Here is a 24,838-nt window from a genome sequence, read left to right on the forward strand (position 1 = left end):
GCTGCCTCGGCGGCCGGCCCGGCCCGCCAGGAGGCCACCGCCGTCCTCGCCCGCCACGGCGCGCGCACCGCCAGCTGATGGGCGCCGACTTCGGGCTGGGCGGGCGCGTCGCCGTCGTCACGGGGGCCAGCAGCGGCATCGGCCGTGCCGTCGCCCTGGGGCTCGGGGTGCAGGGCGTCGCGGTGGCCTGCGTGGCGCGTGACCAGGACCGCCTCGACGCCGTGGTCACCGAGCTGCGCGAGCTGGGTGCGCGGGCCATCGCGTGGTCCGCGGACGTCCGTGACGAGGGTTCCGTCGACGCCGCGGTCGGCGCCGCCGAGGCCCGGCTCGGCCCGGTGACCCTGGCGGTCAACGCGGCCGGCATCGCGAACGCCGCACCCGCGCTGGAGATGGAGACGCCGCAGTTCACCGAGGTGCTCGCCGTCAACCTCGTCGGCGTCTTCACCTCCTGCCGCGCGCAGGGCCGCGCCATGCAGCGCGCCGGGGGCGGGACCATCGTCAACATCGCGTCGATGTCCGGCAGCATCGCCAACCGGGGCCTGCACCAGGGGCACTACAACGCCAGCAAGGCCGGGGTCATCCACCTCGGCCGCACGCTGGCGTGGGAGCTCGCACCGTCCGGCGTCCGGGTCAACACCGTCAGCCCCGGGTACACGCTGACGCCCATGGCGATGCGCCCGGAGCAGGTCGACCTCATGGCCGGGTACGCCGCCGACACCCCGCTGGGCCGCAACGCCCAGCCGGAGGAGGTGTTCGGCCCGGTGGCGTTCCTGCTGTCGGACGCGGCGTCGTTCGTGACCGGGGTGGACCTCCTGGTCGACGGAGGGCACACCATCTGGTGATGACCGCGACCCCGGCCGACCGACCGGCTGCGGCGATGACGGGCCCCTTCGAGCTGGAGGACCGGCTCGACACGTCCCTCCACCCTCCGCTGGCCGCCGACGACGACGCCGCCCGTCGCCTCGCGCTCCTCGCGGACGTCGGCGAGGGCCGCAGCCCGCAGCTCGTCCGGCTGCTGCGCCCGGCGCCGACCGCGGCGTTCAGCCGCCGCGACGCGCTGCTGCCCGGATTCGCCGCGGCCCAGGAGGTGGCGCGTGCGCATGGGTTCGACCCCGTCGTGAGGCCCGTCGGCGGCCGGATGGCGCCGTACCACGCGGACACGCTGGTCATCGACGTCATCGGCCGCAGCGAGGACCCCCGCCACGGCATGACCGAGCGCTTCGAGCTGGTCGCCGACGCCCTCGTCGAGGTGCTGGGCGGGTTCGGCCTGGACGCGCGGACGGGCGAGCTGCCGCGGGAGTACTGCCCCGGGAAGCACTCGGTGCACGTCATGACGCCCGGGGTCCCTCCCGGAGCCACCAAGGTGGCCGGCACCGCGCAGCGCCAGACCCGCCGCGCCTACCTCGTCTCGGCGCTGCTCGTCGTGGACGGCTCGGCGCCGCTGCGGGCGGTCACCACCGACGTGTACGCCGCTCTCGGGCTGGACCTCGACCCGGCCACCGTCGGCGCCGTCGCCGACCACGTCCCCGGTGACCACAGGGTGACCGTGGAGGAGGTGGCCGCGGCGCTCGTCCCGGCGCTCGCTGGCAGGCTGGAGCCGTGACGGATCTGTCTGCGACGCTCCCGGAGGTGCTCGCGCAGCACGTGGCGCAGTGGCCGGACCCGGCGGCCTCCGTCGTCGTCGTGGAACCCGGGGCTCCGCTCGCCTCCACCGGCGACCTCGAGGCGCCGCGCCGCTGGGCGTCGGTGACCAAGCTGCTCTCGGCGCTCACCGTGCTGGTGCTCGTCCACGACGGCGAGGCGGACCTCGACGAGGCGCTCCCTGCCGACGCCGCCCCGCCCGGCGCGACCCTGTCGCACCTGCTCGACCACACCTCGGGCCTCGACTTCGAGGCCGGCGGCCCCGGCACCTGGCGCGTGCGCGCCCAGCCGGGGCAGCGGCGGATCTACAGCAACACCGGCATCGAGGTGGCCGCCGCGCACGCCTCAGCGCTGACGGGTGCGCCGTTCGCCGAGCTGCTGCGCGAGCTGGTCGCACAGCCCCTCGGCATGACCAGCACCCGGCTCGACGGGTCGGCCGCGCACGGGCTGGTGGCGCCCACGGCTGACCTGGCGCTGTTCGCGGGCGAGCTGCTGGCTCCGCGGGTGCTGCCCGTCGCCGTCGTCGACGCCCTGCGCACGCCCAGCCGGCCCGGGCTGGTGGGGGTGCTCCCGGGCTTCGGCAAGCAGGCCCACAACGACTGGGGCCTGGGCGCCGAGGTCCGCGCCGACAAGGACCCGCACTGGACCAGCCCCGAGAACGACCCGGCGACCTTCGGCCACTTCGGCCAGAGCGGCACCTCGCTGTGGGTGGACCGGGCGCGCTCCCTGGCGCTCGTCACGGCGTCGGCGGAGCCGTTCGGGGAGTGGGCGACCACGGCGTGGCCGGCCCTCGCCACAGCGGTGCTCCACCGCGCGCGGTGAGCAGGAACGCCGGCGAGGACCAGTAGTCGTCGAGGGCGGTGACCTCGACGTCGGCGAAGCCGGCGCTGCGGACCTGCTCCGCCCAGGCCTGCGCGGGCTGCTCGAAGGTGGCCCGCACCGCGCCGGGGCGCAGCTGCCCGGTGAGCACGGGCATGAGGAAGCCCTGCGCGACGAGCTCGCGGTCGTCGTCGTACTCCGCCAGGCCCTGCTCGTACGTCCGGGCCAGGAACTCCAGGTGCTCGGGGCTGCCCACCGGCACCTGCGGCACGTCGAACTCCACCACCGCGAGCCGGCCGGTCCGGGGGAGCAGCGCGCGCAGCACCTCGGTGCGCTCGGCGTGGGGGAGCGTGTGCAGCGCGAAGGTGGACTGGACGACGCCCCAGCCGGCCGGCGCGTCGTCGTCCTCGTCGAGGCGGGTCAGGAACTCCTGCACCGTCGTCGGCCACGGGTGCACCCGCCACGCGCGCAGCTCGGACAGGGCCGCCTCGAGCAGCGGCTCGGACGGCTCGACCACGTCGACGCGGTCCGGGTGGTGCCGGGCCGCCCGCAGCGCCGGCACGAGCGCCGTCCCGTCGCCGCAGCCGACGTCGAGCACGGCGGCGGGCTGCTCGGCGTCGTACGCCGCGGCCAGCGCCGCACGGGTGGCGTCGTAGAGCTGCACGTTCCCGCCGCCGCGGATGAAGGCCTCGAACGCCGCGGGCGCGTCGTAGACCGACCCGCTGCGCTGGCCGTCCAGCTGCCGGTCGAGGTGCTGCGCGAGGGCTGACCCCAGCAGCGACGTGTCACCGCTCACGGCACGGCGGGCGGCCTCGGGGTCGTCGTCGACCAGGGCCTGCAGCGCGCGCACCGCGCTCATCGCGCGAAGGCCCGGAAGGGGTTGCGGCGCGTCAGCACGTCCACAGTCTGCTGCGGTACCCCGGCCTCCCGCAGCGCCGGCAGGAAGGTGCCGGTCAGCGTGGTGAACGGCCTGCGGGGACCACCGCCCGGCAGGGCCGGGTCGTACCAGCCGGCGTCGTGCGAGACCAGCAGGCGGTCCTCGTGGCCGGCCTCGAGGGAGTCGAGCACCAGCCGGAGCGCAGCCGCGTCGTCGCCCTGGCCGACGTGGTCGTACTCGATCCACGCCCCCGCGTCGACGACCGCCTGCCGCAGCCCGGCGTCGGCCGTCAGCTGGGTGTGGATGGACAGGAACCGGCCGGGCGGCAGCCCCTCGGCGGCGGCGACGGCGATCTGCTGCAGCACCACCCGGCCGTCAGCGGTGTGGGAGCCGACCAGCGCGCCCGTCCGCACCGCCGCGCGCGCGGCGGCGCGCAGCACGCGCTCCTCCACCGGGCGCAGCCCGTCGTCGCCGGCGGAGACCTTGATGAACCCGGCCGGCACGCCGGTGCCGTCGACGCCACCGGTGAGCTCGCGGGTCATGAACTCCTCGAGGTCGGTGTCGCTGGCGTCGTAGACCCACCCGGGCACCCACGGCTCGCGGTACACGCCCGTCGCGAAGACCACCGGGACCCCGGCGGCGCGGCTCACCGCGGCCAGGACGTCGGCCCGGCGGCCCAGCCCGGGCGGGGTGCACTCCACCAGCACGGTCACGCCCGCGGCCCCCGCGTCGGCCAGGGCGGGCGCCATCGTCGCGACGACCTCCTCGACGTCCAGCGCGTCTGCGGGCTGCTCGTCGGGCGTGCGGAAGTCGACGACGAGGTGCTCGTGCGGGAGCACCAGCCCGCAGTCCTGCTCCGCCAGCGGTCCGAGGGTGGTGTGCAGCACTGCCACGCAGGCAGCCTAGGTGCGGGTCGGGTCGGTCCAGGGACCGCTCGGCAGGGCCGGCAGCCCGCCGTCGTCGTCGAGGTCGGGGGAGCACAGCGGCAGCCGCTCGCCGAGCACCCGCAGCACCAGCGCTCCCAGCACGGCGGCGAGCAGGGACCCGGCGAGCACGCCGATCTTCGCCTCGGCCTGCAGGACGGGGTCGTCGAAGGCGAGGTCGGTGATGAACAGGCTGAGGGTGAAGCCGATCCCGGCCATCATGGCGCCGCCCACGAGGTGGCCGTAGCGCACGCGCCCGGGCAGGTCGCCGAGGCGGAACTTCAGCGCCAGCCCGGCGGCGACCGCGATGCCAGCGGTCTTGCCGACCACGAGGGCGACGACGACGCCCCACGTCAGCGGAGAGCCGACCGCGGCGCGCAGCGTCTCGCCCGACAGGCTCACGCCCGCGTTGGCGAGGCCGAACAGCGGGACGACGAGGAACGCCGACAGCGGGTGCAGCGCCGCCTGCAGCCGGTCGTTGGGCGGCACGGACGCGCGCACCGCCGAGGTGGCCAGCCGGACGCGGGTGGGGTCGGCGCGCTCGATGAGCGCCCGCCCGAAGGCGCGGACCCGGTCGCGCTGCTCCGGCTCCACAGCAGTGGCCGGCACCACCAGCCCGACGAGCACGCCGGCGAGGGTGGCGTGGACGCCGGAGGCGTGCACCGCGCCCCACAGGGCGATCCCGACGACGACGTACGGCGTCAGCCGCCACTCCCCGGCCAGCCGCAGCCCGACGAGGACGGCGAGGAGCAGCGCGCTCAGCAGCAGCGCCGGCACGGAGACGCCGTGGCTGTAGAAGACGGCCATCACGGTGACCGCGCCGATGTCGTCGACGATGGCCAGCGTCAGCAGGAACAGCCGCAGCCTGTCCGGGCAGCGCGGCCCGAACAGCGCCAGCATGCCCACGAGGAACGCGGTGTCGGTGGAGATGGGGATGCCCCAGCCGACGGCCGCCGGGGTGCCGGCCGTGAAGGCGAAGAACAGCAGGGCCGGCACCACCAGACCGCCGACCGCCCCGAGGGCGGGGACGACGACGGCGCGCGGGCTGCGCAGGTGCCCGACCGTGACCTCGCGCGAGATCTCCAGGCCGACGGTGCAGAAGAAGACCGCCATGAGCGCGTCGTTGACCCAGTGCCCGAGGTCCATGGTCAGGCCGGCGTCGCCGAGCGTGACGCCGGCGGTGGTCTCCCACACGGTCTGGTAGGTGCCGCCGGGCAGGTTGGCCCACACGAGCGCGGCCGCCGTGGCGAGGAGCAGCAGCACCGCGCTGCCGGACTCCGTGGCCAGGAAGCGGCGGACCGGCTGGGACAGCACCGGGACGGGCAGGGCGACCCTGACGGCGGGGCCGGGGCGGCCCGGGAGCGGTTCGGTGGTCGGGCCGGTCGAGCTCACGCGGTCAGCATGCCGCTTGCAAGCGGGCCGCAAGCGCCGGGGAGCACGGTTGCCCGCATGAGCCTCCTCGACACCGACATGGTCTTCACCAGCGCCGTCCACCCCGCCGTGGTGGCCTCGCAGCGGCCCACCCTCGACCCGGCCTGGGGCCCGGCGCCCGCACGCGGCCGCCGCGCCGACCGCAGCCGGCCGGCGGCCGGCGCGCGCAGCTGGGACGACGTGCTGCGCCTGACCGGTCTGGCCGCACTGGCCGGCCGCAGCAGCCGCAGCGGCCGCCACGCCGCCCCCGCGACCACCCACCTGCTCGGCACCATCACCACGGTGAGGGCGCAGCAGGAGCTGCGGGCCTCCTGAGCGGGGTGCTCGGCCCCGGGGTCAGGCGGCGCGCGCGGGCTGCGGCTGGTCTGCCGCGTCGCAGGACGGACGGACCAGCCGCAGCGGCCGTGCCGGCGAGGCCCCAGCAGCCCTAGCGGCGGCGGTCGCGTCCCCGAACTGCGCGTGGCGCGCTCCCACCAGCGGCAGCCCGTCCTCGCCGGGGGTGAGGCGGCCCACCCGCGCCGCGCGCACCGACAGGGCGAGCGCCACCAGCAGCAGCGCCCCGGCTCCCACCCCGACGACCAGCCCGACAGCTCCCAGCACCACCACGGTGACCACGTCCCTTCGCGTGGACCCAGCGTGCGCCTCGGACCTCCACGAGCACACCCTTCCAGCGGTGCGTCTCCTGGGAGGCCGCTGGGCGACCACGGGCGGACGCAGCGGGCAGACCGGTCAGCCCCGGGGCTGAAGATCCCAGCGGTCGCGCCTCAGCGGAGCAGGCCGTCCAGCAGCTGGCGCGCTCCCGCGGGCATCGAGCCCTCGCGCAGCTGGACGCGCTGCGGCCCGGCTGCGGTCTCGCCGTCGTCCTCGAGCACCACCTCGTAGCAGAACCCGTCGCGGCGCGAGCCGGGACCGGGCGCACCGGCGGCCGCGGCGGCCACGAGGTCGCGCAGCTGCTGCGCGGTGGAGTCGTCGAGCTGCGACGCGTCGGCCTCGCCGCGCCGGACCACGCCGGCGAAGCCCCCGCTGCGCTCCACGACCACCCGCACACGGCCATCATCGCGCAGTGCCGGTCCAACCGCTCCGGGCCGCTCCGGGCCGCCGCGAGGTGCCGGAACCCTGCCCCGGTGTGTCGCAACCCTGCCTCGAGGTGTCGGAACCCGGGCTCGGTTCCGACACGTCGAGGCAGGGTTCCGACCAGACGCGGCAGGTCCGTCACCAGCGCAGGCCGGCGCGCCGCAGCTCGTCGCTCACCCAGCGCACCACGTCGTCCGGCTGCCTCATCACCTCCCGGGAGGAGACCACCACCTGGGTCCACCCGTGGTGCTCGGTCCGCCGACGGCGGCGGATGTCGCGCTCGTGCTGCTCGTCCTCGCCGTGGTGGGGGCCGTCCACCTCGACGGCCACGCGCACCGAGTCCCACTGCAGGTCGGGCCACACGTCCGCCCGGCCCTCGCGCGGCAGCGCAGCGGCGAAGTGGCTCGCCTCCGGCACCCCGGCACGGGCGAGGAGCAGCCGCAGCCGGGTCTCCACCGGGGAGCAGACCTCGTGCCGGACCTGGTCGAGCACGCGCCGAGCGGTGGCCCGCGCCTCGACCGGCAACCGCTCGAGGGCCGCGCGCATCGCCGCCAGGTCGTTCCGCAGCACCCTGAGCACCGCGTCGCCCGGCGCGACCGCGCTCTCCTCGTCGAGCTCGCCGCAGCGCTGGGCCCAGAGGTCCTCGGGCGAGAGGAGCAGCACGCCCCGCACCCGGCAGGTGCGCGTCTGCGGGTGCAGCCTCGCGGGGCGCACGGCGAAGCCGGAGCGGCGCGGCGCCCGGGTCCCCCGGGGGAGGGCGAGCACCGGCTCAGCCGTCGTCGGGTCCGGTGCGCCGAACGGCGCGGGCAGCCCCAGGGCGACGACGGCGTGGGCGCCGGTGCCGACCGCGCCCTCCGGCCCCGCCAGCAGCGCGCACTGCAGGGCGACGAGTGGCGTCCACTCGACACCCAGGCTGACCCGCACCCCGCGGTGGGGTGCCCTCAGGTCCGCTGCCCGCAGCCGGCGCTCGCTCACCCCCAGCGCGAGCGCCTCGTCGACCGTGAAGGACCGGTGGCGCAGGCGTGCGGGGAGGGGAGCGGGGGGCCGTGACACGGGAGCACCGTGGCGCAGGTCGGACCGGTGCCGCTGGCGCTGTCCACAGGCGCTCACACAGCGCTGAGCTGTAGGAGCGCCGAGTGACTTCCGGGCCTCGAGGAGCGGCTCAGCAGCGGAACCGGCACCTCGACGGGGCAGGACCCTGCCGCGAGGCGCCCTCGCAGCGCCGCTCAGAGCACGCCCACCTGCGACCAGGCGTCGCCGACGGCGTCGTGGACGGTCGACCCGCGCCGGTGCCCGAGCGCCTCAGCAGCCCGCAGCGCGGTCTGCGCGAAGGTCGCGAAGGACGCCGTCTTCGGCAGCGACGGGTCGCGCAGCGCGTCGTACCAGACCCGCCCCGCGACCTCCCACGCGTTGCCGCCGATCGCCGTGGCCGCCAGGTGGAAGGCCTTGTTGGGGATCCCCGAGTTGGTGTGCACGCCGCCGTCGTCGGAGGTGGTCACCACGTAGTCGTCCATGTGCGCGGGCTGGCCGTCCCGGCCCAGCTCAGGGGTGTCGTAGGCGGTGCCGGGCGCCGCCATCGAGCGCAGCGCCATGTCGGGGTGGTCCAGCAGCAGGCCCTGCCCGATGAGCCAGTCCGCCTCGTCCGCGCTCTGCCCCAGCGACCACTGCTTGACCAGGGAGCCGAAGACGTCGGAGACGGACTCGTTGAGCGCCCCCGACTGCTGGCTGTAGACCAGCTGCGCCTCGTCGTCGGTGACGCCGTGGGTCAGCTCGTGGCCGATGACGTCGATGGCGACGGTGAACCGCGCGAACACCTCGCCGTCGCCGTCGCCGAAGACCATCTGCTGGCCGTCCCAGAAGGCGTTGTCGTAGCTCTGCCCGAAGTGCACGAAGCCGCGCAGCGGCAGCCCCTCGTCGTCGATGGAGTCGCGGCCGTACGCCTGCCGGAACAGCTCGAAGGTGGCGCCGAGCCCGTCGTAGGCCTCGTCGGTGGCGGCGTCGCCCGTGGCCGGCGCCCCCTCGGCGCGCACCACCACGGCCGTGGACAGGTCCTCGGAGGAGCGGCAGTCGTAGACGGTCCGCGCGGGCCGCGCGCCAGCGCGGGCGTGGGCCACGACGGCGCGCGGCCGGCTCGGGCGCAGCAGGGCGGTCTGCGCCCGCGAGGAGCGCAGCGAGGCGTCGAGGGAGAGCGTCCGCAGCGCGCGCTCGCGCTGGGAGTCGGTGCCGCGGAGCACGAGGTGCTCCAGCAGCACGGGCGGCATCACGCACGTGGGGAGGAGACCGGTGGCAGCCATGGTCACGATGGTGGACCCCACCACCGACAGCGGCCACTCTGCGTGAGCGCCAACCACCTCACCGTCAGGAATCGTCGTGCGGCACTGCGGCCGAGTCGCCCTCACGGCAGACGTCCGAGCCCCACCATGGAGGGGTGACCCCCCGTCCCTCCCGGGGCGAGCCCGCCGTCGTCGCGAGCCGCCCCGCGCCGTCGCGCACCCCTGGGCGCGCGGTCCTCGCAGAGGTCGCCGAGCTCCTCGCCGGACCCGGGCTCGCCTGGGTGGTGCAGCGGGTCCGCGGGCAGCTCGAGACCGGTGCCGACCCCGTCGCCGTGCACCAGCTGCCCAGCGCCACCGCCGCCCAGCGCTCCGGTGCCCGCGCGGTCCTCGGTCCGGCCGCCGTGGTGCGCGGCACCCACCTGTCCGTGCGCCTCACCGACGTCGAGGAGCTGCTCCGCGAGGTCACCGGGTGGAGCGAGGGGCTCGTCGCGGCCGTCCGTGCTCTCGACGCGGGCCCGGTGCGCGAGGAGCACGACGACGACGAGCGCGACGCGCTGGCGCTGCCGCCCACCGCGGTCGCGGTCGTCGCCGGGCCACCCGCCCCGGCACCGGCACCGGCGCCCGTGGCAGCGCCCGCACCGGCTCCGGTGCGCGAGCCGGAGCCCGTCGCAGCGCCGGCCGACCTCGACCCGGTGCAGGCGGAGCGGGTGGGTCTGGCCCTGGCCGACGTCGCGCTGGTGCTGGACCTGCCTGCTGCCCCGGACGGGCCGACCGGCGCAGCCCTCGCCGCCATGGCCTCCGCTGGCCTGCCCGCGGTGCTCACGCTGCAGCAGCTGCGCGACGCCCCGCCCACCTGGCTGCCCGCGCCTCCCGGCGGCACGGCGCTGGTCTGCGCCTCCCCGGCGGTGCTCGCCGCCGTCGCGGGGGCGCCGCTGCCGGGCCGCCGGCGGGCACGCGTGCCGGTGGTCTGCCTCGACGCCACCGCCACGAGCCCCGGCGCCGACCCGGCGTGGCCGGGGGACGCCGTCGTCGTCGTCCTCGAGGGCCTGCGGGGCGCGGGCTGGCGGCTGCTCCTCAACGCGGGGGACGGCCCCGAGGGCGAGGTGCTCACCGAGCTGCTGGCCAGCGAGCTGGACGCGCAGCTGTGGCGCTGCCCCGCCGACCCGGCCGCGCCCCTGCGCGAGCAGCTCCTGCAGGACGCCCGCAGACTCGCCCGGTGACTCGCCCGGTGACGCAGCCCACCCCGCAGGCGCCGGAGCCCGGAGACCTGTTCTTCTCGCGCGGTCGCGGCCTGCAGGGGTGGGTGATCCGGCGCGCGAGCCGCTCGACGGTGGCGCACTGCGGCGTGCTGGTCCGCGAGCTCGAGCCGGGGGTGTGGCGCACGCACGAGGCGTTCGGCGGTGACGGCCCGTACGGCGGCGGCTCGGGCCTGCGCGAGCGCGTCCGACCGCTGGACGGCGAGCCGCTGCGGGTCGTCAGGCCGTGGCGGACCACCCACGAGCGCGACCTCGGTCTGCTGCGCAGCCACCAGCTGCTCGACCAGGGGTACGACTGGGGCGAGATCACCAGGATCGCCGGGCACCTGCTCCACCTGCCGCCGCTGCGGTGGCTCGGCACCGCGCTCTCCCGCCCGGACCGGCTCATCTGCTCCAACCACTGCGCCGCCGTGGTCCTCGCCGGCCGCCCGGAGGTCGCGCTGCCCCACCCACCGGACCGGATCTGGCCGGCACCGCTGCTCGACGCGCTGCTCCCCGTCGGCCGGTCGGTCAGCGGGCGGTGAACCTCACGAGGGCGCCGGGCGGCAGCTGCCCGGCGAGGTCGAGGTGGTGGGCCGCCACGCACGCGACCACGGGGTAGCCGCCGGTCACCGGGTGGTCGGGCCCGAAGAGCACCGGCTGCCCGCTGGGCGGCACCTGCAGCGCCCCGCGCACGGCCGGCTCGCTGGGCAGCTCGCGCCCCGGGTCGCGGCGCTCCAGCGGCACGCCGCCCTCCAGGCGCGCACCGACCCGGTTGGTCTGGGCGCTGACCCGCCACACCTGGCGCTGCAGCAGCTCGACGGCGGCGGGCGTGAACCAGTCGTCGCGGGGCCCGAGCACCACGTCGAGCGCCGTCACGGCGCCGGGGCGGGGCAGCGGCGGCCCGGTGCGCTCCTGCGGCAGCAGCGGCACCGCGGCGTCCAGCCAGGGCGGACCCGCGACGGCGAGCACGTCCCCGGCGCGCAGCGGCGCCGGACCCAGCCCGGACATCACGTCGGTGGCGGCGCTGCCGAGCACCCGCGGCACGTCCAGGCCGCCCCGCACCGCGAGGTAGGCGGCGGCGCCGGCGCCCGCGGGCTCGAGGGTGAGGACGTCGCCGTCGTCCAGCGGGACGGGCAGGCCCGGCCGCACCCGCCCCGGGCCGGCGCCCGAGGCCGCCCTGAGGACCTCGACGACGACGAGCGCGCCCGTCACCGCCACCACCGTGCGCCCCAGGGAGCGGACCACCAGCCGCCCCGCGGCCTCGAGCGCCGGCGCCCCGGCGGCTCCGCCGACCGCCCGGTTCGCCGCGCGCAGGGACCCGCGGTCGAGCGCGCCGCCCGGGCTGACGCCGACGTCCGCGCGACCAGGCCTGCCGAGGTCCGTCACGAGCGCCGACGGGCCGGGGTCGAGCACCTCGAGGCCGCCCAGGCGCAGCGGCGCTGCGTCGCGGGCGGGGGCGGCCGACCGGGAGGCACCTCCCGCAGGCCGGGGACCATGATCACCGGGAGGGGTGGGAGGCGCGAGGGGTGCGGGCGGTCCCGCGGTGAAGCGGACGCGGGTGCCGGGGCGCAGCAGGGCGGGCGGCTCGCGGGAGGCGTCCCACACGGGCAGGTCGGTGCGGCCCAGCAGCTGCCAGCCGCCGGGGGAGGCCCGCGGGTAGACGCCGCTGAACTCCCCGGCCAGGCCGACCGCCCCCGCGGGCACGCGGGTGCGCGGCACCTCGCGGCGCGGCACCCGCAGCGCCGGGTCGCCGCCGACGAGGTAGGCGAAGCCGGGCGCGAACCCGGTGAAGGCCACGGACCAGGGCGTCGCGGTGTGCCGGCGCACCACCTCGGCCTCGTCCAGGCCGGTGAGGCGCGCGACCTCGGCGAGGTCGGGGCCGTCGTAGACCACCGGCACCTCGACCACGCCCCCGCCGTCCCCGTCGTCGCGGGCGGAGGGGCCGGGGCTCGCGGCGGTGTCCAGGACGGGCCGCAGCGCGCCGGCGAGCTCGCCCAGGTCCGGCGCGGGACGGCCGTCCCACCGCAGCAGCAGCGTCCTCGCAGCGGGGACCACCTCGGTCGCACCGCCCAGGGCGCCCTCCAGGGCGCCCTGCAGGACGCCGGCGAGCTCGTCGAGCTCCACGAGCACCGCGCTCGAGCCCGCCCGCAGCAGCCTCACGGCGGGCTGCTCACGCGGGCACCGCCCGCACCTCGACGCCGGCGGCCTCCAGGGCGGACCTGACCGCGCGGGCCACGGCCACGGCGCCGGGGGAGTCCCCGTGGACGCAGACCGACTCGGCGGCCACGGCGACGTCGGTGCCGTCGGCGGTGCGCACCACGCCGTGCGCGACCAGGCGCACCACCCGCTGCGCGACCTCGGCCGGGTCGGTCACGAGCGCACCGGGGGAGCGCCGGTCGACCAGCTCGCCGGTGGCGGTGTACCCGCGGTCGGCGAAGGCCTCCGCCACGGTCCGCAGGCCCGCGGCGCGCGCCAGCTCCAGCAGCGGGGAGCCGGCGAGGCACACGAGGGGGAGACCGGGGTCGAAGCGGTGCACCGCCTCCACCACCGCCTCGCCGTGCTCCCCGCCCCGGGCGGCGGTGGTGTAGAGGGCCCCGTGGGGCTTGACCGCGGCGACGCGCGTGCCGGCGGCCCGGGCGAGGCCGTCGAGGGCGCCGAGCTGGTAGAGCACGTCGGCCACGAGCTCGGAGCGGCTCGCGTCCACGTACCGGCGGCCGAAGCCCACGAGGTCGCGGTAGGAGGGGTGCGCGGCCACCGCCACGCCGCGGCGGGCCGCCGCGGCGCAGACCCGCAGCACCGCCTCGGGGTCCCCGGCGTGGAACCCGCAGGCGACGTTGGCGGTGCTGACCAGGTCGAGCAGGGCGTCGTCGTCGGTCAGCGACCAGCGGCCGAAGCCCTCGCCCAGGTCGGCGTTGAGGTCCACCTGCACCCCGCGATCCTGCCAGCCCCCCGCCGTGCGGTGTCCCCCTGGAGGCGGACCTACCACCCGGTCCGGTTCGTGGGCGGTCCTGCCGATGCAGTGGCATGGGGTGGAACGGGCGCACGCTCGCCGTGCTGGGCGCGCTCGGGGCGGTGGCCTTCGTGGTGCTGGCCGGACCCGTCGGCTCGATCGCGTGGTCGGGGGTGCCGTACGGCGTCGTCGGGGTCTTCTGCTGCGTCGCGACCGTCGTGGGCATCCGCCGCCACCGGCCCCGGCACGCCGCGGCGTGGTGGTGGGTCGCTGCCTCGCACGCCGTCTGGAGCCTCGCGGACACCGCCTACTACGTGCTGGCCGCCTTCGGCGACACCACCTTCCCCACGGTCGCGGACGCCCTGTACGTGCTCGGCTACGTCCCGCTGCTGGTCGGCGTCGCGCTGCTCGTGCGGCGCGCCCGGCCGAACGGGCAGCTGGGCGGTCTGGTGGACGGCGCCGTCGTCGCGACCGGCCTGGGGCTGCTCGGCTGGGTGCTCTTCGTGGGCCCGGTCGTGGCCGGCCGCGGCGACGACGCGCTGAGCCACCTCGTGGGAGGGGTCTACCTGGGGTCCGACGTCGTGCTCGTGGCGCTCGCCGCGCACCTCGTGGCCAGCTCGGTGCGCCTGTCCCGCAGCGCCTGGCTGGCGCTCGCGGCGATCGCCCTGCTGCTCGTCGGCGACTCCACCTACGTGTGGGGGGCCGTGCTGCCCGGGTGGGCCTTCACCGCGCTCAGCCTGGGCTGGCTGCTGAGCAACGTGGCGTGGAGCGCCGCCGCGCTGCACCCCAGCATGGCCGACCTGTCGGACCGGGAGGCGCCGGCCGCCAGCGGCATGACGCCGCGCCGCACCGGTGTGCTGCTCGTGGCCGTGCTCCTCGCACCCGCCACCCTCGCGGTGATGCAGCTGCTCGACCTGGAGGCCGACTACGCCGTCGCCCTCGCCTCGGCCGTCATGTCCGTGTTCGTGGTGCTCCGCATGGGCATGGCCCTGCGGGCCGCCGCGGCAAGCCTCCTGGCCCGCGAGGAGATGCGGCGGGCCCTCGAGCACCAGGCCACGCACGACCCGCTCACCGGCCTGGCCAACCGCGCCGCCAGCACCGAGCACCTCGCGCGCGCGCTCGCCGCCGCCCGCGCGGGCCGCGCCCACGTCGCCCTCCTCTTCGTGGACCTCGACGGCTTCAAGGGCGTGAATGACGCCCACGGCCACCGCGCCGGGGACGACGTGCTCCGCGAGGTGGCGCACCGGCTGGCCGCGGCGGTCCGCGACGGCGACGTCGCGGGCAGGCTCGGCGGGGACGAGTTCGTCCTGGTCCTCACCGACGTCCGCGACGTGGAGGACGTCCTCGCCGTGGCCCAGCGCGTGGTGCAGGGGGTGGCCGAGCCGATCGTGGCCGACGGCCACCTCGTCACGGTCGGCGCGAGCATCGGGGCCGCCGTCAGCGACACCGCGTCCGAGCCCGCCGCGCTGATCCACGAGGCCGACACCGCCGCCTACCGCGCCAAGGCCCGGGGCCGCGGCCGCGTCGAGCTGTACGACCACGCCCTGCGCGCCGCCGACGCGGAGGTCACCGCCGCCGAGGCGGAGCTGCGGGCGGCGTGGCCGGTGGAGGGCCTCGTGCTGGACCTGTCCCCGGTGCTGCCGCCGCCGCCCGCCGCCCCCTGGCCCGCGCCCGTCGCCCTGGCCGGGCAGGTGCGCTGGCAGCGCCGCAGCGGCCGGGACCTCGAGCACGCCGCCCTCGTGGCCGCCGCCGAGCGGGCCGGCCGCACCGGCGACCTCGGCCGCTGGGGGCTCCACGAGGCGCTGCGCCAGCAGCGCGCAGCCGGCCCGTCGGCACCCCCCGTGTGGGTCCCCCTGCTCGCCGCCCACGTCGCCGGGACCCACGTGGTCGACGACGTCGCCGAGGCCGTCAGCGCCCACGGCGCCGCGGGGGGAGCGCTCGCGGTCCGCACCTGCGGGCCGTCCGCGCTCGCCACCCCCGCGTCGCTCGCTCACCTGCGCGAGCTGCGCAGCGCCGGGGTCGGCGTGGTGCTGGAGGGGCTGACCGCCCAGGGCACCGCCCTGGGCGAGCTGCACGCCGTGCCGGCCACGGCGCTGCTCCTGCGCTCCGGAGACCTGCCGGAGGAGTCCCTGCTGGTCCTGTTCACGCGCAGCGCGCGAGCGCTGGGGCTCGACGTGGTCCTCGACGGGCCGCCCCGGGCCGAGGTGGCGCCCGCCGTGCAGGCCCTCGGCCTGCCGGTGGTGCAGCAGACCTCCGGGGTCAGGCTGCCAGCGCCGCGCTGACCGCGCTGCCCACCAGCTCCACCGAGCGCACGCGCCCGGCGGGCGTGGGGGCGCCGTGGGCGGTGATGAGCTCGTCCGCGCCGACGCGCGCCGCGAAGGCGTCGAGCTGGGCGACCACGTCGTCCGGGGTCCCGACCGCTGCCAGCCGCGTCATGCGGTCCACGTGCACGGACGCGCCCGCGTCCAGCAGCGCGTCAGCGGCGGCGTCGAAGGTGGCGTCGTCGGCGGACTCGGTCCCCTCGGGCAGGCGGCCCCGTCCGAACAGGCCCACCGCGCGCTGCCGCCGGGCCGCCAGCACGTGGGCGGCGGCCGTGGCCTCGTCGTCGGCGGCGAAGACGTTGACGGCCGCGATGGCGTGCGGGGCCTCGAGCGCTCCGGGCCCGCCGTTCGGGGTGAACTCCCGGCGGTAGAGGTCCATCGCCTGCTCGAGCGCGTCCGGGGCGAAGTGCGACGCGAACGCGTAGGGCAGCCCCAGCGCCGCCGCCAGCCGCGCCCCGAACAGCGACGAGCCCAGGACGAACAGCGGCACGGGCAGCCCGTCGTCGTCGAGGGCGTGGGGGACCGCCTGCACGCCGTCGCGCCGCGGCGTGCCGGCGAGCAGGTCCTGCAGCTCCAGCACGTCGTCGGGGAAGGTGTCGGCGGCCGACGGGTCCCGGCGCAGCGCCGCGCTGGTGGCGCCGTCGGAACCGGGGGCGCGCCCCAGGCCCAGGTCGATGCGGCCCGGGTGGGCGGCGGCGAGGGTGCCGAACTGCTCGGCGATGGTCAGCGGCGCGTGGTTGGGCAGCATCACCCCGCCCGCGCCGAGCCGGATGGTGGAGGTGTGGGCCGCGACGTGGGCCACCAGCACCGCCGGGGCGGAGGAGGCGATGCTCGGCATGCTGTGGTGCTCGGCGTACCAGACCCTGCGGTAGCCGCTGCGCTCCGCGGCCCGGGCCAGCTCCACGCTCGCCGCCAGCGTCTCGCGCGCGCCGCGGCCGGGCGCGGCGCGCCGGTCGACGGGGGCGAGGTCGAGGACGGACAGCGGGACGTGCGGGCTCATGCCCAGGGCAACCGCCCGCGCGCCCCGCCTGTTCCTCCCCCGCGCTGCCCGGGAGGTGTCAGGGGGGTGTCAGGGGGGTGTCAGGGGGCGACGAGGTAGCGGTACTCGTGGTGGACGGTGAACCCCGCGCGCTCGTAGAGGTCCCTCGCGGCGGAGTTCGAGGCCGCCACCTGCAGGAAGGCCGCTCGGGCACCCCGCTGCGCGCCCCACCCCAGCAGCGACGCGGTGACCCGGCTCGCGAGCCCCCGGCGGCGGTGGGCGGGGGCGGTCTCGACCGCCGCCAGCCCCAGCCAGGTGCCCTCGGGACCCCGTGAGAGCGAGCCGCGCGCCACCGCGCGGACCGCGCCGTCGTCGTCTCGCAGGCTCGCGAACACCTGCGCGTCGGCGGACAGCAGCACCCGCCGCCCGACCGGCCCGACCGGGCCCCGGCCCTGGTACGCGGCCAGCCAGGCGTCGTCGGGCTCGTCGGCGAGGAGCACCCCGGGGTCGACGCCCTCGGCGGGCGGCACCTCGGCCGTCATCACCAGGCTCGGGGTGCGGACCGTCCAGCCCCGGCCCTCCAGCTGCTCGGTGAGGTCGCCCGTGGGGGCGGCCACCACGGCCTCCAGCCCGCGCGCGGCGTAGAACCCGCGCACCCGCTCCAGCGCCGCGTCGAGGGGCTGGCCCGGGTCGCCCACCGCCAGCGCCGAGTTGGCGCGCCCGGTGAAGCCGCCCGCGGCCCGCAGGCGCCACGCGCCGAGGTCCTCCCGCTCGAGGGGGCGCCAGTGCTCGGCCGCGACCAGCTCCAGGGCGTCAGCGCTGATCCGCGGGCGCCGCCGAGGGGGAGCCGGTGGCACGCCCTTGGCGGCGAGCACGTCGGCCCGGGCGACGACGACCTCACCGCGGCGCGTGGCGACGACGAGCCGCTCGCCGTCGGCGGCCACCAGCTCCCCGAGCGCGTCAGCGGCCGACCCGTCGGGCAGCCGGTGGCGCACGACCACCCGCCGCCCGACCACGAGCTCCTCGAGCCGGAGCGCGTGCCTCACCGGAGCCTCAGGCCTCGAGGTCGGCCAGGTCGTCGTCGTGCAGGGCGGTGACCAGGTCGTCGGCCACGTCGAGGAGCACCCCGCGCAGGTCGGGGTCGACCTGCACGTGCACCCCGTCCTCCAGCTCCTCCACGGTGAACAGGCCCGCTGCTGCCAGCAGCCGGGTGTCGCGCAGCACCGGGTCGCCGGCGGGGGAGTCCGCCACGACGTCGGCCAGCCGCACCCGACCCGTCAGCGCGAGGCGCGCCACCAGGTCGATGACCACCTCTCCGCGCTCGACGTCCAGCGCCGCCGCGCGCAGCTCCTCCTCGGAGCCCGCGGCGGAGCCCGGCGCGCCCGCTGCGGTCGCCGCACCGCCGAGCCAGGCCAGCGACTCGGCCTCCAGGTCGGCGTCGTCGCCCTCCACCACGGCCATGAGGTGCTGGGCCAGCGCCGCGCGGGCCGCCAGCAGCTTCGGCTGCCCGCCCTCGCGCCACTCCGCGGCCAGGGCGTCGGCCTCGGACCGGTCGTGCAGGAGCAGTGCGGCGCGGCTCCACCGCTTCAGGACGGCGACCTCGTCGTCCTGGAGCGGGCGCAGCCCGTCGGGCGCGGCGACCACCGGGTCCTCGTCGTCGTCGGCGCCGCTGAGCAGCACCTCCCCGAGGTGGGCCACCAGCGGGTTGCCCAGCAGCGCGGCGGCCACCCGCTCCTCGGGGATCGACTCCACCTCGGCGAGCAGGGCCAGCCGGGCCTCGCGCTCGGCGACCGTCTCGGGGTCGTCCTCGTAGCCGTCGCGCGCGAGGTCCACGGCGTCGCCCGGGCCGAGGTACCGCTGGGCGCCCGGGTCCGACACCCACGCGCCGTCGTCGACCACCGGACCGGAGCCCCGTCCCAGCGGGCGCCGTCGCGGCTTGGTCGCGTTCGCCTTCTTGGGCCGGTGCACCTTCTTCTTCGCCACGCCCCGACGGTACTGAGGTGGCGGCTCAGGGGGTGGCGCTGGGGGAGACCACCAGCTCGTCGATGCGCACCCGCGCCGGGGTGGTCGCGATGAAGGCGACCACGCGCGCCACGTCGTCGGGGGTGAGCATCACCGAGCGCGCCTCCTCGTCGGGGGCGGTGGGCCGGGCCTCGACGAAGTCGGTGGCGATGTCACCGGGGCACAGGTGGGTGGCGCGCACGCCGGTGCCGGCGAGGTCGTCGTTGAGGCTGGCCACCAGCTCACCGGCGCCGGACTTGCTCATCCGGTACGCCGCACCCGCCCCCGGGGACGCGCGCACCGCGGCCCGGGAGCTCACGACGACGACGAGCCCGTCGCCGCGGTCGTGCATGCCGGGGGCCACCGCCGCCGCGCAGTGCGCGAGCCCGGTGAGGTTGGCGGCCACGATGGCGTCCAGGGCGGGCAGGTCGAGGTCGTCCCAGTGGCGCCGGCGGGCGTTCAGACCGGCGGCCGCCACCAGCACGTCCACGCCGCCGGAGTCCTCCAGCAGCCGCCCGGCGGCGGCCACGGCCCCGCCGTCGGCGACGTCCAGGGGCAGCGCGCTCGCCGCACCACCGGTCGCGCGCACGGCCGCCGCGACCGCCTCGAGGCGGTCGCCGCGGCGCCCCGACACGACCACCTCGTAGCCGACGGCCGCCAGCGACAGCGCGCACGCGGCACCCACGCCCGAGCCGCCACCGGTGATCCACGCGCGTCCCGCCACGAGGGCGAACCTACGTGGCGGGACGCGCGGGCGCGCACAGAGGATCAGCCGACGCCGGCTCCCGCCTCCTCGTGGCGGCCCTGGTGGGGCACCGACGACGACGCCGCGGCGTCGAGGTCGATGCTGGTGCCGGTGGGCTCGGGCCAGCCGATGCTCGGCGCGTGGCCGCGGAAGTTCTTCAGCCACCAGCCGTAGTCCTCGGGCACGAGGTCGAACGGCGACTCCTCGCCCAGCTCGCGCGCCGCCCAGACCGGCCAGTGCGGGTTGGCCAGCGCCGGGCGGCCCAGGAACACCAGGTCCAGGCCCTCGCGCACCGCGCGCTCGGCGTTGGCGGGCACGCCGAGGTTCCAGCTGACGCCCACCGGGATGCCCACCTCGCGCTTGACGCGCAGCGCCCGCGACAGGAAGCCCATCGGCTGACCGAGCGGCGTTCCGTCCATCTCGGGGGTGTTGAAGCCCGCCGAGATGTCAGCCATGTCGAGGCCGTGCTCCTTCATGAGGGAGATCGCCGCGACGGCCTCGTCCATGGTGGCGCCGGCCGGGTGCAGGTCGTCGGCGCCCAGGCGCATGGTGAGCGGGATGCGCTCGGGGACGACCGACCTGACGGCGTCCAGGGCCTCGGTGTGGAAGCGGGCCCGGTTCTCCAGGCTGCCCCCGTACTGGTCGGTGCGCTGGTTGGCGAGGGGGGAGAAGAAGCTGGCGCCGAGGTAGCCGTGCGCGTAGTGCATCTCGATCCACTCGTAGCCGGCCTCCACGGCGCGCACGGCGGCGTCTGCGTACGCCTGGTGGATCCCCTGGATCTCCTCGACGCTCAGCTCGTCGACCGGGTGGGGGTGGTCGGCGCCGTAGGGCACCGCGGAGGGTGCCTTGCACCTCCACCCCTCGGGGTGGTCGGCAGCGACCTGGTGCCCGCCCTCCCAGGGCGCCACGGCGCTGCCCTTGCGGCCGGTGTGCCCGAGCTGGACGGCGCTGACCCCGCCCATGGCCTTGACGAGGTCGGTGGTGCGCTTCCAGCCGGCGACCTGCGCGTCGTCGTAGAGGCCGCCGCAGTGGACGGTGGTGCGGCCGTCGGGGGTGATGGCGATCTGCTCGGGGAACAGCAGCCCGAAGCCGCCCGCGGCGCGGGCGCCCAGGTGCATCACGTGGAAGTCGTTCGCCTCGCCGTCCACGGAGCGGTACATCGTCATCGGTGACATGACGATGCGGTTGCGCAGGGTCACGCCCTTGAGCGTGAAGGGGGAGAAGAGGTCGGCCATGCGCACCAGTGGACGGCGGGTGCGTTCCCGCAGCGTGACGTCACGGTGCCGTGCGGTGACGTTCCCCTCTCATCGCGCGCGACCGGCCGTGAGGACCTGCTCCAGGGTGCGCGCCGGGTGGCCGGTGAGCTCCTCCACGGCCGGGCTGACCGCGTCCAGCTGGCCCGCGGCCATCGCCGTGTACGTCGAGACCCACGCCTCGACCTGCCAGCGCGGGGCGCCGTAGACCGCGCGGGAGGCGAACGCCTCCTCGAGGGTCTCCGGCTCGTACCGCGCCGGGCGGCCCGTCACGCGCGTGATGGTCTCGGCCACCTCGTGCAGCGTCAGGGCCTGCGGCCCGGTGAGGTCGTAGGTGCGTCCGGCGTGCTCCGCCCCACCGCCGGGGCCCGCAGCGGCGAGCAGGACCGCGGTGGCCGCGTCCGCGACGTCGTCCTGCGCCACGGCCGCCACGCGCCCGTCGCCCGCGGGACCGCGCAGCACCCCGTCCTCGCCGACCATCGCGGGCAGGAAGTCGGCGTAGAGGCCGTCGCGCAGCGCCGTCCACGCCATCCCCGTGCGCTCCTGCGCCGCCGCGAGGTGGGCCTCGGTGGCGTGGTGGTCCCGGGCGAGGGTGAAGACGGCGTCGGGCGCAGCTCCGAGGAAGGAGGTGTAGACGAGGTGGCGCACCCCCGCGTCAGCGGCGGCGTCGATGACGGTGCGGTGCTGGGACACCCTGTCGAGGCTCTCGGACCCGGACACCATGAAGAGCACCTCGACGCCGGCCAGGGCCCGGCGGGCCGCGTCGCCGTCGTCGTACGGGGCCACCCGCACGTCGGCGGGCCCGGCGGCGCAGGGCAGGGCCGGCGCCCGGGAGGCGTCGCGCACGAGCAGCCGCAGCGGCGGGTCGCCACCGCCGAGGCGGGCGGCGAGGAGGCGGGCCACCCGCCCGCCCACGGCCCCGGTGGACCCGGTCACGGCGATCGGCGCGTCGGTCACGCGCCCAGCATCGCGCGGGCACGAGGGGTGACGGCGGGCACGCTGTGGTTTAACGTGACACCGTGAGCAACGACGCTGTGAGCACCGACCTCCGCTACGGCCTCTTCGTCCCCCAGGGGTGGCGCCTCGACCTCGTCGGCCTCGAGCCGGCCGAGCACTGGCGCGCCATGCGCTCGGTGGCCCAGCTGGCCGACCGCGAGGGCACCCCGTGGGAGTCGGTGTGGGTCTACGACCACTTCCACCCGGTCCCCAGCCCCACCGACGACGCCGTGCACGAGGCGTGGACCCTCATGGCCGCGCTCGCCGCCGCCACCGACCGGGTGCGCCTGGGCCAGATGTGCACGTGCATGGGCTACCGCAGCCCCGCCTACCTCGCCAAGGTGGCCGCCACCGTCGACGTCGTCTCCGGCGGCCGGGTGGAGATGGGCATCGGCGCCGGCTGGTACGAGCACGAGTGGCGCGCCTACGGCTACGGCTTCCCCCGCGCCGGGGAGCGCCTCGCGCAGCTGGCCGAGGGCGTGGAGATCTTCAAGCAGCTGTGGACCACCGGCACGTCCACCTTCTCCGGGTCGCAGTACTCGACCGACGGCGCGCTGTGCAACCCGCTGCCCCTGCAGGACGGCGGCATCCCGCTGTGGATCGCCGGCGGCGGGGAGAAGAAGACGCTGCGCATCGCCGCCCAGCACGCCCAGTACACGAACTTCTCGGGCGACCTCGAGGGCTTCCAGCACAAGTCCGCGGTGCTCAAGGGGCACTGCGAGGACCTCGGGACCTCCTACGAGGCCATCACCCGCTCGGCCAACTACAACGTGATCATCGCCGAGACGGAGAAGGAGGTCGCCGACCGCCGCGCCTGGATCCTCGACAGGATCACCCAGCGCGTCGGGGCCGAGGTCGCCCAGGCCGAGGTGGAGAAGTCCTACGACGCCTCCATCACCGTCGGCACGCCCGAGCAGATCGTCGAGAACCTCAAGCCGCTCGTGGCGGCCGGCATGACCTACCCGATCGTCTACTTCCCCGAGATCGCCACCGACACCTCCGGCGTGGAGCTGTTCGAGAAGACCGTCATCCCGGCGCTCTCGGCCTGACGTGATCCGCTGGTCGACCGGCGCGCTGGAGCTGGTGCTCACCCACAGCGACAGCGCGCCGGTGCGGCTGGTGGCGCTCGGCGCCCCCGGGAGCACCGAGCCGACGGGGGCGACGCAGCCGCTGGTCGAGGTGCTCCTCACCGGAGACGGCCGCGCCCGCACCGGCCCGAGGCTGACCGACACCGGTGTGGGGCGACGGATGCGGTACGCCTCGCACGAGAGCGGCGAGGACGACGGCGGGAGCGTCCTCGTCGTCGTCCAGCGCGACGGCGACACGGGCCTCGAGGTGAGCACGCGGTTCACCGGCGGCCCGCAGGCCGCCGCCGTGCGGGCGGTGACCACCGTGCGGAACACCGGCCGGGAGCCGGTGGTGCTGGAGGCCGTGAGCACGCTGGCCACCGGCGCAGTGCTCGGCGCAGGTGCCGATCCCCGTCGCCTGCGGCTGCACACCGGGCGCAGCGAGCAGGTCGCCGAGTTCCGCTGGTCGTCGGCGCCCCTGTACGGGAACACCGGTCTCGCCGACTCCACCACCGACCGGCAGACGCCCTTCGGGCGCGGCGCCGTGGTGGCCACGAGCACGTCCAGCTGGTCGACCTCGCGCCACCTCCCCACCGCCGTGCTCGCCGACGACGACGGCGGCAGGGCCCTCGCCTGGCAGGTGGAGCACTCCGGCGGATGGCGCTGGGAGGTCGGCGACGTGCGGACGGGCGAGGACGCGCTCGCCGTCGTCCTCACCGGCCCCACCGACCTCGACCACCAGTGGGCGGAGCAGCTCGGACCGGGGGAGTCCTTCACCACCGTGCCGGCCTCGGTCGCGGTCGCGGAGGACGGCGGCTTCGACGGGGTGCTCGCCGAGCTCACGCGCCACCGGCGCTGGCTGCGCGGACGCTCCGGCACGCCCGTGGAGGGCGAGCCGCTGCTGGTGTTCAACGACTACATGAACACCCTCGACGGCGACCCGACCACCGAGCGGCTGCTGCCGCTGGTGGCGGCCGCGGCGGCCGCCGGCGCCGAGGCGTTCTGCATCGACGCCGGCTGGTACGACGACACCGGACGCGGCTTCGAGGCGTGGTGGCGCAGCGTGGGGGAGTGGGTCCCCAGCACCACGCGGTTCCCCGACGGCGGCATCGAGCGGGTGCTCGGCGAGATCACCGGTCGCGGGATGAGGGCCGGGCTCTGGCTGGAGCCGGAGGTGGTGGGCGTCGAGTCACCCGTCGCCGCCCCCGAGGCCCAGGGCGGGCTGCCCGACGCGGCCTTCCTGCAGCGCTACGGGCGGCGCGTCCACGACGACGGCCGGTACTTCCTCGACCTGCGCCACCCCGCGGCGAGGGCCCACCTCGACGCCTGCGTCGACAGGCTGGTGGGCGAGCTGGGGGTCAGCTTCTTCAAGCTCGACTTCAACGTCACGCCCGGCCCCGGTACCGACCTGGGGGCGCTGAGCCCCGGCGAGGGGCTGCTCGCCCACCAGCGGGCGCACCTGGCCTGGCTGCGCGGCGTGCGCTCGCGGCACCCGCACGTGGTGGTCGAGAACTGCGCGTCGGGGGCCATGAGGGCTGACTTCGCCCTGCTCGAGCTGCTCGACCTGCAGTCGACCACCGACCAGGAGGACTTCCGGCTCTATCCCCCGGTCGCCGCGGCTGCGCCCGGGCAGGTGCTGCCCGAGCAGTGCGGGAACTGGGCGTACCCGCAGGCGTGGATGTCGCTGGAGGAGGTGGCGTTCACCCAGGTCACGGGACTGTCGGGACGGCTGTACCAGGCCGGGCGGCTCGACCAGCTCGACGCGTCGCAGCTGCGGCTCGTGCACGCCGCGACCGCGCTGTGGAAGGCCGACCTGCGCCACCACCTGGTCCGCTCGGTCCCGGTGCGGCCGCTCGGTCACCCGCTCTGGGACGGCGACGCGGTCGCGCTCGGGCTGGTGGCCGACGGGCGCACGGTCCTGGCGGTGTGGCACCGCGGCGGAGCGGACGCCGAGATCGCCCTCGAGCTGCCGGGGGTGCGGGCGGCCGACCTCGAGGAGCTGTACCCGCGCGTCCTCAGCCCCTGGGGCGTGGAGGACGACGGGCGGTCGTCCGGGAGTGTGGTGCTGCGGCCGGGGGCCGCCGGCCCCGGCGCCCGCGTCTACGAGGTCCGCGCGCGCTGACCCCCGAGGGTCGATCGGCGCTGTGGGGTCCCGGTCGGCCGGGCGGCGCACGCTTCTGAGACGCGCTGGTGGCCAGTGCCGCGCGCAGCGTCGCTGGCGGGTCCGCTGGAGCCTCAGCCGAGGATGTG

General features: G+C 76.9%; 24 protein-coding genes. 9 read left to right on the forward strand and 15 right to left on the reverse strand.

The window, feature by feature from the left end; genetic code table 11:
• From FHN55_RS20195 to FHN55_RS20205, 3 genes are all read left to right on the forward strand, one after another.
• A partial coding sequence (locus FHN55_RS20195) for an SDR family oxidoreductase (protein ID WP_306821830.1) occupies positions 1-842 on the forward strand: 842 nt, incomplete at its 5' end.
• A complete protein-coding gene (locus FHN55_RS20200; RefSeq protein ID WP_139714211.1) occupies positions 842-1,603 on the forward strand; it encodes a lipoyl protein ligase domain-containing protein in 762 nt (253 codons plus the stop codon). The genes FHN55_RS20195 and FHN55_RS20200, both read left to right, overlap by 1 nt.
• On the forward strand, positions 1,600-2,463 hold the full coding sequence (locus FHN55_RS20205) for a serine hydrolase (RefSeq protein ID WP_218974860.1): 864 nt from the start codon (positions 1,600-1,602) through the stop codon (positions 2,461-2,463). The genes FHN55_RS20200 and FHN55_RS20205 overlap by 4 nt, the downstream gene beginning before the upstream one ends.
• On the opposite strand, the gene FHN55_RS20210 is transcribed toward FHN55_RS20205, so the two are convergent.
• From FHN55_RS20210 to nhaA, 3 genes are read right to left on the reverse strand one after another with little or no spacing between them, the layout of a single operon-like run.
• Positions 2,378-3,319 carry a methyltransferase gene (locus FHN55_RS20210; RefSeq protein WP_139714212.1) on the reverse strand — a complete coding sequence of 314 codons (942 nt, stop codon included), beginning with the start codon at positions 3,317-3,319 and terminating at the stop codon, positions 2,378-2,380. The genes FHN55_RS20205 and FHN55_RS20210 overlap by 86 nt on opposite strands.
• Positions 3,316-4,230 (reverse strand): phosphotriesterase, encoded by a 915-nt coding sequence (locus FHN55_RS20215; protein ID WP_139714213.1) that lies wholly within the window; start codon positions 4,228-4,230, stop codon positions 3,316-3,318. Before FHN55_RS20215 ends, FHN55_RS20210 begins: the two co-directional genes overlap by 4 nt.
• A gap of 9 nt (positions 4,231-4,239) precedes the next feature.
• Complete coding sequence (gene nhaA, locus FHN55_RS20220) at positions 4,240-5,652, reverse strand: Na+/H+ antiporter NhaA (protein ID WP_139714214.1); 1,413 nt, start codon at positions 5,650-5,652, stop codon at positions 4,240-4,242.
• Between the two features lie 57 nt (positions 5,653-5,709).
• Between nhaA and FHN55_RS20225 the strand changes: the two genes are divergently transcribed.
• The gene (locus FHN55_RS20225; RefSeq protein WP_139714215.1) at positions 5,710-6,006 is read left to right on the forward strand and encodes a hypothetical protein; all 297 of its coding nucleotides are present in this window, start codon (positions 5,710-5,712) and stop codon (positions 6,004-6,006) included.
• 21 nt (positions 6,007-6,027) lie between these two features.
• On the opposite strand, the gene FHN55_RS20230 is transcribed toward FHN55_RS20225, so the two are convergent.
• The 4 genes from FHN55_RS20230 to FHN55_RS20245 all read right to left on the reverse strand — a co-directional run bounded on the left by FHN55_RS20230 (position 6,028) and on the right by FHN55_RS20245 (position 9,059).
• Positions 6,028-6,306 carry a hypothetical protein gene (locus FHN55_RS20230; RefSeq protein ID WP_139714216.1) on the reverse strand — a complete coding sequence of 93 codons (279 nt, stop codon included), beginning with the start codon at positions 6,304-6,306 and terminating at the stop codon, positions 6,028-6,030.
• Between the two features lie 149 nt (positions 6,307-6,455).
• Positions 6,456-6,737, reverse strand: coding sequence for a protealysin inhibitor emfourin (locus tag FHN55_RS20235; RefSeq protein ID WP_139714217.1), 282 nt, complete (start codon positions 6,735-6,737; stop codon positions 6,456-6,458).
• 166 nt (positions 6,738-6,903) lie between these two features.
• Positions 6,904-7,818 carry a DUF559 domain-containing protein gene (locus tag FHN55_RS20240; protein WP_139714218.1) on the reverse strand — a complete coding sequence of 305 codons (915 nt, stop codon included), beginning with the start codon at positions 7,816-7,818 and terminating at the stop codon, positions 6,904-6,906.
• A gap of 173 nt (positions 7,819-7,991) precedes the next feature.
• Positions 7,992-9,059 carry a M4 family metallopeptidase gene (locus FHN55_RS20245; protein ID WP_218974861.1) on the reverse strand — a complete coding sequence of 356 codons (1,068 nt, stop codon included), beginning with the start codon at positions 9,057-9,059 and terminating at the stop codon, positions 7,992-7,994.
• A 134-nt stretch (positions 9,060-9,193) separates the two neighbouring features.
• On the opposite strand from FHN55_RS20245, the gene FHN55_RS22915 reads away from it, so the two are divergent.
• Together FHN55_RS22915 and FHN55_RS20255 are read left to right on the forward strand one after the other, a co-directional pair.
• Positions 9,194-10,258: a hypothetical protein gene (locus FHN55_RS22915; protein WP_180357971.1), complete on the forward strand. Its 1,065-nt coding sequence runs from the start codon at positions 9,194-9,196 to the stop codon at positions 10,256-10,258.
• A complete protein-coding gene (locus FHN55_RS20255; RefSeq protein WP_139714220.1) occupies positions 10,255-10,818 on the forward strand; it encodes a hypothetical protein in 564 nt (187 codons plus the stop codon). The genes FHN55_RS22915 and FHN55_RS20255 overlap by 4 nt, the downstream gene beginning before the upstream one ends.
• Here the strand turns inward: FHN55_RS20255 and FHN55_RS23950 are convergent.
• Positions 10,805-12,436, reverse strand: a complete 1,632-nt coding sequence (locus tag FHN55_RS23950) for an urea amidolyase family protein (protein WP_139714221.1) — start codon at positions 12,434-12,436, stop codon at positions 10,805-10,807. The genes FHN55_RS20255 and FHN55_RS23950 overlap by 14 nt on opposite strands.
• A 10-nt stretch (positions 12,437-12,446) precedes the next feature.
• Positions 12,447-13,205, reverse strand: a complete 759-nt coding sequence (locus FHN55_RS20265) for a LamB/YcsF family protein (protein ID WP_218974862.1) — start codon at positions 13,203-13,205, stop codon at positions 12,447-12,449.
• 95 nt (positions 13,206-13,300) lie between these two features.
• On the opposite strand from FHN55_RS20265, the gene FHN55_RS20270 reads away from it, so the two are divergent.
• Positions 13,301-15,508 carry a diguanylate cyclase gene (locus tag FHN55_RS20270; RefSeq protein WP_139714222.1) on the forward strand — a complete coding sequence of 736 codons (2,208 nt, stop codon included), beginning with the start codon at positions 13,301-13,303 and terminating at the stop codon, positions 15,506-15,508.
• Here FHN55_RS20270 and FHN55_RS20275 read toward each other — a convergent pair.
• From FHN55_RS20275 to FHN55_RS20300, 6 genes are all read right to left on the reverse strand, one after another.
• Entirely contained in the window at positions 15,486-16,547 is a 1,062-nt protein-coding gene (locus tag FHN55_RS20275; RefSeq protein WP_139714223.1) for an LLM class flavin-dependent oxidoreductase, read from the reverse strand. The genes FHN55_RS20270 and FHN55_RS20275 overlap by 23 nt on opposite strands.
• A gap of 80 nt (positions 16,548-16,627) precedes the next feature.
• On the reverse strand, positions 16,628-17,572 hold the full coding sequence (locus FHN55_RS20280) for a GNAT family N-acetyltransferase (protein WP_139714224.1): 945 nt from the start codon (positions 17,570-17,572) through the stop codon (positions 16,628-16,630).
• 7 nt (positions 17,573-17,579) lie between these two features.
• Positions 17,580-18,509 carry a hypothetical protein gene (locus FHN55_RS20285; RefSeq protein WP_139714225.1) on the reverse strand — a complete coding sequence of 310 codons (930 nt, stop codon included), beginning with the start codon at positions 18,507-18,509 and terminating at the stop codon, positions 17,580-17,582.
• Positions 18,510-18,534: 25 nt separating this feature from the next.
• Positions 18,535-19,251 (reverse strand): SDR family oxidoreductase, encoded by a 717-nt coding sequence (locus FHN55_RS20290; RefSeq protein WP_139714226.1) that lies wholly within the window; start codon positions 19,249-19,251, stop codon positions 18,535-18,537.
• Between the two features lie 44 nt (positions 19,252-19,295).
• Positions 19,296-20,507 (reverse strand): NADH:flavin oxidoreductase/NADH oxidase, encoded by a 1,212-nt coding sequence (locus FHN55_RS20295; protein WP_139714227.1) that lies wholly within the window; start codon positions 20,505-20,507, stop codon positions 19,296-19,298.
• Positions 20,508-20,576: 69 nt separating this feature from the next.
• Complete coding sequence (locus tag FHN55_RS20300; RefSeq protein ID WP_139714228.1) at positions 20,577-21,482, reverse strand: SDR family oxidoreductase; 906 nt, start codon at positions 21,480-21,482, stop codon at positions 20,577-20,579.
• Between the two features lie 62 nt (positions 21,483-21,544).
• On the opposite strand from FHN55_RS20300, the gene FHN55_RS20305 reads away from it, so the two are divergent.
• Both FHN55_RS20305 and FHN55_RS20310 read left to right on the forward strand, forming a co-directional pair.
• A complete protein-coding gene (locus FHN55_RS20305; protein ID WP_218974863.1) occupies positions 21,545-22,570 on the forward strand; it encodes a TIGR03560 family F420-dependent LLM class oxidoreductase in 1,026 nt (341 codons plus the stop codon).
• Position 22,571: 1 nt separating this feature from the next.
• Positions 22,572-24,710 carry a glycoside hydrolase family 36 protein gene (locus FHN55_RS20310; protein ID WP_139714229.1) on the forward strand — a complete coding sequence of 713 codons (2,139 nt, stop codon included), beginning with the start codon at positions 22,572-22,574 and terminating at the stop codon, positions 24,708-24,710.
• Positions 24,711-24,838 lie beyond the last annotated feature (128 nt).

This window comes from Streptomyces sp. NP160 (genome assembly GCF_006335115.1).
Lineage (GTDB): Bacteria > Actinomycetota > Actinomycetes > Actinomycetales > Quadrisphaeraceae > Quadrisphaera.